We start from the raw sequence: 7,468 nt of genomic DNA on the forward strand, positions 1-7,468 counted from the left end.
GACCTGCTCAGCAAACGCCTCGACCCCACCATCAACCCCGACGGACGTGTCGTACTGCTCCACCACAGAGATAGCCATCACCCTGCTCCTATCTGCGTCGACCAGCTTCTACTGGCCATAACGGACTTCCATTGACATCCGTTACACAGATCTCCCTACAGGCCCGCATCTGCGGCATGTCGGCAAGGACTGTCTGGTCGCCTACGCCGGCAACCTCTACTCCGTGCCGGCTCGCCGGGTCCGCCACCGCCAGCTCGTGGAGGTCCGGGCGACCGCCGCCACGATCACCATCCACGCCACCGTCGCCGGCCTGGAGGGCACCACGCTGCTGGCCACGCACCAGCGGGCCGTGGGCCGCGGTGCCCGTGTCGTCGACGAGAGCCACTGGGACGGTCTGCCCGACGGACACACCCGTGCCGTCACCACCGGCGACCCCGCCGGACCGCAGCCGACCGCACGCCGATCGACCGGCCACGACGGCAGCCAGGGACCGCTGCAAGCCCTGCTCAACCGGGCCGCAGCCGCCCAGATCGCCGTTGAGGCCCGGCCACTGTCGGTCTATGAGCAGATCGCTCAGGCCAGCCCGTTCACCAACCGCCCACACCTGAAGGATGTCTCCCGTGAGTGAGCTGGTCACCAACCGCATCCAAGCCAGCGCCACCAAACTCGGCCTGCCTCACCTGGCCAAGACGCTGCAGGAGCTCACCGGCCGGGCCGACACCGAGGCCATGGGCTACCTGGAGTTCCTCGACCTCGTTCTGGAGGAGGAACTCGCTGTCCGCGACGAACGCCGCTTCCGCGCCGGGCTGCGCCTGTCGAAGCTGCCGCACCACAAGACCCTCGACGACTACGACTTCAGCTTCCAGCCCGACCTGGACCCCCGCAAGGTCCGTGACCTCGCCACCCTCGCGTTCGTGCAGGCCAAAGCCAACGTCGCGTTCCTCGGCCCGCCCGGTGTCGGCAAGACCCACATCGCCGTGGCCCTCGCGGTCGCCGCCTGCCGAGCCGGATTCACCGTCTACTTCACCACCCTCGACGACATGGTCCGCCATCTCACCGCCGCCGACGCGATCGGCCGGCTGGCCCGCAAGCTGCAGACCTACCTACGCCCCACCGTCCTGGTCATCGACGAAGTGGGCTACCAACCCCTCGAACGGCCGGAAGCCAACCTCGTCTTCCAGGTGATCTCCAAACGCTACGAGAAGGGCTCCACCCTGCTGACCTCGAACAAAGGCTTCGGCGAATGGGGTCAAGTCTTCGGCGACGAGGTCCTGGCCACCGCCATCCTCGACCGGCTCCTGCACCACTGCGACGTCGTCCCCATCAACGGCCCCAGCTACCGACTCAAGAACCGCCTCACCGCCATCGACAACGTCGCCTGATGCCAGCCCTGGTCAGCCCAGGCAGCTTACGTCGACGACCGCCAGCGCCTGACCACCACCGAGCGCTCTGCCGCAGCTGGCCACACCTGCAGACGCAGCCGCTCCATCGTCTGCGGATCGTCATCCGAGTCGATGTCAGCTTGAAGCGCCTGATCAAGGTTGGACTGCGACGCACGCAAACGCAGCCAGCCAGCCGTCACGGGGAAGCGTCGCGCGTCGGGCTCATAATCGGTGCATCCCATGACCACCAGATGTCCCGATGAGCAGCGGATGCTGGCTTCCACCACGTGATCGAACTCGATGCTGTCATCGGCCGGCGGCCCGTTCAGCACTTCAACACTGACCGCGACGTTCACGTTCACTGTCGTGCCGATCGCAACCCCGTCCTCCGCAACGGCCAAACGATCATCTACCGCCTGATCAGTCCACTCGTCGCCGAAGTCGGCCTGCGATCCCTCATCGAATGCGTGGATCTGGTAATAGTCCGCGAACAAGGTCAACTTAACCACGCTGCCATCATGCACGCCGCCCTCGACGCATCAGGCACCAGCGTTGACCTCTGCAAGATCAGCCGTACTTACCTCTGCACTACAACGAGTACCCCGACAACAATCCGCCCTCACGCCAACGCCGAAGTCTGCGGCGCCGACCTGCGCCACCACCAACCCCACCAGCTCGATGCCGACGATCCCCGCCTGGCAGCCCAGCAGTGGATCAACACGCGCCTCGACACCGTCCCCGCCCCGAACGCCGTCAACGAGCTGCGCGACCTCCACGCGCTCGCACGATGGTTCCGGCGACGCCCTCATCCGGCGGCGATGACCGTCTTCGACCAGCCCGCCGGCACTGCCGCCACTGAGCGCCGACGGCAGCAGGCCCACGAGACCCTCGTGACGGCAGCCGTCGCCACCCAGGCAGTCCAACTCCTTACCAGGACCACCAACGCGAGCCTGTTCGCCTGCTTTCAACCGCTGATCCGCTCTTCCGACCAGGCCGGCAGCCGTCGGCCACTGGTGGTCCCACACAAGAACCTCACCACCGTCACACCCGGCCTCGCGGCCCGGCTCCTGACCGCGTCTGATCCACACCTAGCCCCCAGCGACCGGCTGCGTTACCGCACCAGCACCCCCGCACCCCGACTCACCGACCGGGCATCCGCCGCCGTCGCCGCGAACCGGGCACGGCACCTACCCGAGTACCTCTGGCAAGAGTGGATCATCCGGTTCCGCCCGGCGAACGGCTCGTTCACCGACACCATCGCCACCGACATACCCGCCGCGCTGCTCATCCCCGGCAACCCGATCCGAAACAGGAACGCTACAGGCGAGCTCACCAACTGGCGCAGTACCACTACCCGCACCCTGGGCCTGCTGGCCGACCAATACCCAGACGTTCCCGCCGCGCTCTGCGCGCTGGCCGGTTACCTAGACACCCACGGCAGCCCCATAGATTACCGCCGTCGCCGCACCACGTTCACCAACGTCCCCATGGACCGCCGCCAGTGGGAAGACCTCTGCTACCGCGCCGACGCGCACCCGGGCAAGACCACCCGCCACGTCAACGCCCGCCGCTATATCTTCACGCTGCTCACCGGCGCGAACCTCGCCAACACCAGACACCGGCTGGCCTTCCCCACCACCAGCGACAAACACAACTACCTCGCCATCTTCCAGCGCACCATCACAACACCCCTACGCGACGCCCTGCACGACTACGCCCAAGCAATGCTCGACGCGGCCGACATCAACGAGCCGCTGTCATGGAATCCGCCCGGCGACGCAGTCGCCGGGCTCACCCTTCCGGGACGCGAACCCGACGACATCGACTTCGACACCGTTCATCAACTCGTCAATGTCGAGCAACTACCGATCAACGCCGCCGCAGCCAAGCTCGACGCCACCGTCGAGCACATCCGCTACGCACTCGGACGCCTGCACCGCCCCGGCAAGATCAACGGCAAGAACACCCCACCCGCCAGCAGACGCCTCCGCGAACGAGCAGCACGGTCGCTTACCGCCGAGTTCTTCCATCGCAAATACATCGAAGCCGGCAAGGATCTACGCACCATCGAAGCCGAAACAGGCATTCACCGCAAACTCCTCGCCCGCCACGCCAGAGCCCTCGGAGCCCCCCTCACCGACGCCAGGTCCATGAACAAACCCATCCCGATCGACCCCGACTGGCTGCGCGAGCAGAGCGAAGGCCAGCAACGCTCCGCCAGCGACATCGCCGCCGAACTCGGACTCACCCCCGAAACCGTCCGCCGAAACCTGCTCCGGTTCGGCATCGCCCGCCGGCCGCAAGGCTTCGGCGGAATGCCCAGCCACTCGCGCACCTACCCCGACCTGCCCGACGACATCCGCCGCGCGGTCGAAGGCCCGCACCACGGCTGGCTACGGCTACGCCGTCTCCAGCAGATCATCGGCTACCCCAGCATCAACAAGGCCGCACAAGCGCTCAACCTGCACCTCGCCACACTGGTCAACCAGATCGCCAAGCTCGAAGCCGACATCGGCAAGCCACTACTTCACCGCGGCCGACCCAACCGCCCGATGAGCCCCACCGAACACGGCCCGCCCTGCTCGACCTCCTCCAGCAACCGCACATCGCGCAACTGCTCGACCGATACGCCAAACCACTACCCAGCTGGCGCCCCGACGACCCACGCCGATCCGCCAGCCGCCGCACGACCTAACCCTTCAGCAACAACCAGTCGACCGAGCGCCACTGCCCGATCGGCCAGATCGCCGCGCCCAAGAAAGCGACACGATCTTGAGAACGATCGGGCGACATCAGGCTGAGAAACCACATCCACACCCTGGTCAAACCGCCGCCAGGCGACAAGCTGCGCGAGAACCTACACCCACGCGGCGCCGACCTCCTGGCCGCGCACTCGCACTCCCACCCCAAGCACGCCGGCCACGCGCCCTGCCGAGACCGCCGACAGGCACTGCGCGCCGCCCGCGCCAGACTCCCGCGAATCAGCGCCCGACGACGGCGATCCGCCGCCGCCAAGCAGCGCGACTTCGCGGTGGATCCGAAGCGGTGGATGCCGGAATGCAGCCCTTCCAACATTCACTCAGGCCGACAGCACGTAGATCCGAGGGTTCAGCTTGCCGATCATCTGGTACACCCCCCACAGGCTGTCGGTGAGAACGTACTCGTACGCGATGGTGCCGAACCGCTCCTCGTATGCCGCACGGTTACGCAGCATCCGCGACACCCATAGCAACTGCTTGGAGCTGGTGGCGACGCCGTCTTCCTCGAGGCGCTCGCGCGTCTCGCCGTGCAGCTGAATGCACTGCGCGATGCTCAGTCCAGCCGCGGCGATCGCGGCCTCGATCCGCTGCGGATCGAGGCTGGTGGCGTGGATTCCGGCCGGTGGCCACATGAACGCCGCCTCCGGCGGCGAGAGCAAGTCCGTGGCGGTCATCTGGAAGATCAGCGCACGACCGCCGGGTTTGAGGACCCGGCGGAACTCCGCGAATGCCGTCTCCAGATCCTCGACATGAACGAGTACGTCCCGGCACCAGATCAGATCGACCGAGCCGCTGGGGTCGGTGAGCTTCTCGGCGATGCCCTCGTCAATGCGGACCCGGGCGGCGGCCTCGGGTTCCTCGATCGCGAACGCGGCGAGGTCGCGGGCCGCGTTGTCCAGATGACGGCGGACCGGTTCGACGCCCCGCACCGTGAACCCGAACCGGCGCGACAGCTCGAAACTGTAACGCCCTTCGCGAGCGCCGACGTCCAGCACGGTCGAACCCGGCGGCAGGCCGGTCTCCGCGACCAGGTCGAACATCAGCTGGTTCAGGCTTCTTGGTGACAGGCTCTCGTTCAGCGCCGCCTCGACCTCCTGGTCGTCGAACGTGTCACCGTAAACGTCGTCGACGCTGCGCATGATCCGAGGTGCGGGAGTGTCGGTCATCGACGCAGCCTAAGAGCGACGATGTGGGCGGACCACGGGTTTCCAACGGCGCAGGCGTTGCCGAGGCAGCGGGCATCAACGCCGACGATGCGATCGCCCTGCTCGGTCCACCGGCGAGCCTGGCGCTGCTCACGCCGCGGCAGTCGCGCGCGTTGAGACCATCGCTGGTCGGCTGCTTGAGTGCGCCTATCACTGGTTAGCCGTGGTAGCCGCGATCATGCGCCCAACTCGGGCCGCGGGCATACCGTGTGTGGATCCCGATCTGCTCCTGGCCCGCGATATCGCTCCACGCCCTATTCACCGAAGCCCCCGGCCGGCCGCAGCGAAACGGCGTGTGACACCGCCATTAAGACTCACTGAGGCCTCGGCGCTACCGCCCCGCACGGCCACCAGCGTCGGGCACGACGCGAACACACCAAGGTTCTCCACCGAGACCACCGGGCGAGCCGGCCGATCCTCCCACCTACCCCCGTCCCGCCTCGGAGCTAGACAGCGCTTCCGCAGGTGCCCACGCCGAGTAATCGAGCGCGTGTGGACGGACATCGTGGCCGCTCGTCCTGACGGCGCCCGACTAGAATTCACGCCACATCAGGCCGCTTCCTGCCGATTCTCGGTGTCGCTGCCACTTCCCAGTCTTGTAACTAGCCCATCGTGAACCCGGTCACCGTGCCGCCCACGCGGTGTGGCAAGCAGACGAGTGACCAGGTCCACTCACCGCCATGGGATCGACGACGGATCATGTGCTACGCTAGCCGAGTTGCAGTTTTGATTTCCGTAGACGTCTTCCGGCGCCTGATGGGGCATCTGAAACCCATCCAGGCGCTTTTCGTTTTCGTGTCGTTTCGACGCGGGTGATCAACGCGGCGGCCTAAGGGTCCGCACAGTGCGGTCTCTCACAGCCTGCGAAGGAGCAGACATGACTACAGGTACCGTGAAGTGGTTCAACGCCGACAAGGGCTTCGGCTTCATCAGCCCGGACGACGGCGGCGCCGACGTCTTCGCCCACTTCTCCGCGATCTCGGCGAGCGGCTTCCGCAGCCTCGACGAGAATCAGAAGGTGGAGTTCGACATCACCCAGGGCCAGAAGGGCCCGCAGGCGGAGAACATCCGCCCGCTTTGATCCACACTCTGCGAATGGCGGCCCGACTGGTTCAGCGGGCCGCCATTCGGCGTTTCATGCGCTCACCACGGCATCGCGAAAATCGTCTGATCGGCAGAAGGCCGGCCATCTCGGTGTGAAGGCCGCTCAGCGTTGCCCCCGTGTTCTCTTCTCTGGATCGATTCGGACCTCGGGCGCTAGTCTGCCCAGGCCGACTGTCAGACAGCCGGGACCCGGGGTGCAACGGCGTTACATCTCGTCGAAGGTCGCCGCACTGATGAGTCCGCTCTCGAACCACATCGCGCGCACGGCCGTCTGGCTCTGCACCAGGTACGTCGCGGCAGCCTCGACCAGCCCGATGAACTCGTGCGTCCCGTCCGATGTGCCGCAGCGTCTACGCCTTGACCATGTATCCGCTTATGCCGAGGTGGGGGCAGGGTATGTCGGTCACCCCGGCCGTGAGCAGCACGTCGACGGCTTCGGCGATCGACGTGACGGTGGCGTCGGGCGCGGGTGTGAGGAAGAAGTCCGGTCCGTACGTGGCGTGCTGGCGGGCGAGGTGGGGTTCGGGGATCCACACTGTCCGCAGGCCGGCGCCGGCACCGCTGGCGATGTCCAGGGTGAGACTATCGCCGATCATCCACCCGCCGCCGTCGATGGTGAGGCCGCAGCGGCGGGCCGTAAGTTGGAAGATGCGTGGGTCGGGCTTGCGGATGCCGACATCGTGGGAGATGCACCAGGCGTCAACGTGCCGATCCAGGCCGGTGTTTCGGATCTTGGCGAGCTGGTTGTCAGTCATACCGTTGGTGACGATCCCGATCTTCCACCCCCGACGGCGAAGCTGGGTCAGCCCCGCGAGGTTCTCGGCGGAGCATGAGACTAGGTGTGGCATGCGGTGTCGGTACTGTCGCCACAACGCGTCAGCGGGAGCGCTCAAGGCGAACCGGTCGCGGACGAGGTCGAAGAATGAGCCATTTTCATCCTGCGTAGCGGTTCGCTTCGACGTGGTGCAGGACGAGGATGGCCTGCACGATTGCGGTGGCGCGGCGTGGGCAGCAGCGC

General features: G+C 66.5%; 7 protein-coding genes and 1 pseudogene. 4 read left to right on the forward strand and 4 right to left on the reverse strand.

The genetic code is table 11. The features are described 5' to 3' along the window. Positions 1-223: 223 nt before the first annotated feature. Both AB0C02_RS33155 and istB read left to right on the forward strand, forming a co-directional pair. A complete protein-coding gene (locus AB0C02_RS33155) occupies positions 224-628 on the forward strand; it encodes a hypothetical protein (protein ID WP_357553169.1) in 405 nt (134 codons plus the stop codon). Then, positions 612-1,382, forward strand: a complete 771-nt coding sequence (istB, locus tag AB0C02_RS33160) for an IS21-like element helper ATPase IstB (protein WP_357553170.1) — start codon at positions 612-614, stop codon at positions 1,380-1,382. The genes AB0C02_RS33155 and istB overlap by 17 nt, the downstream gene beginning before the upstream one ends. A gap of 26 nt (positions 1,383-1,408) precedes the next feature. Here the strand turns inward: istB and AB0C02_RS33165 are convergent, their stop codons facing one another. After that, the gene (locus tag AB0C02_RS33165; RefSeq protein ID WP_357553171.1) at positions 1,409-1,891 is read right to left on the reverse strand and encodes a hypothetical protein; all 483 of its coding nucleotides are present in this window, start codon (positions 1,889-1,891) and stop codon (positions 1,409-1,411) included. A 9-nt stretch (positions 1,892-1,900) separates the two neighbouring features. Here AB0C02_RS33165 and AB0C02_RS33170 point away from each other — a divergent pair, with 9 nt between their 5' ends. Next, positions 1,901-4,183, forward strand: a complete 2,283-nt coding sequence (locus tag AB0C02_RS33170; protein WP_357553172.1) for a LysR family transcriptional regulator — start codon at positions 1,901-1,903, stop codon at positions 4,181-4,183. 278 nt (positions 4,184-4,461) lie between these two features. Here AB0C02_RS33170 and AB0C02_RS33175 read toward each other — a convergent pair whose 3' ends face one another. Beyond that, complete coding sequence (locus tag AB0C02_RS33175; RefSeq protein WP_357553173.1) at positions 4,462-5,307, reverse strand: methyltransferase domain-containing protein; 846 nt, start codon at positions 5,305-5,307, stop codon at positions 4,462-4,464. Positions 5,308-6,223: 916 nt separating this feature from the next. Here AB0C02_RS33175 and AB0C02_RS33180 point away from each other — a divergent pair. Continuing rightward, positions 6,224-6,427 carry a cold-shock protein gene (locus AB0C02_RS33180; RefSeq protein WP_013283833.1) on the forward strand — a complete coding sequence of 68 codons (204 nt, stop codon included), beginning with the start codon at positions 6,224-6,226 and terminating at the stop codon, positions 6,425-6,427. Positions 6,428-6,800: 373 nt separating this feature from the next. Here AB0C02_RS33180 and AB0C02_RS33185 read toward each other — a convergent pair whose 3' ends face one another. Further along, a complete protein-coding gene (locus AB0C02_RS33185; protein WP_357553174.1) occupies positions 6,801-7,343 on the reverse strand; it encodes an HAD family hydrolase in 543 nt (180 codons plus the stop codon). A 40-nt stretch (positions 7,344-7,383) separates the two neighbouring features. Next, a pseudogene (locus AB0C02_RS33190) lies at positions 7,384-7,468 on the reverse strand (IS5/IS1182 family transposase); the annotation flags it as partial.

This window comes from Micromonospora sp. NPDC048999 (assembly GCF_040649295.1).
Classification (GTDB): Bacteria; Actinomycetota; Actinomycetes; order Mycobacteriales; family Micromonosporaceae; genus Micromonospora.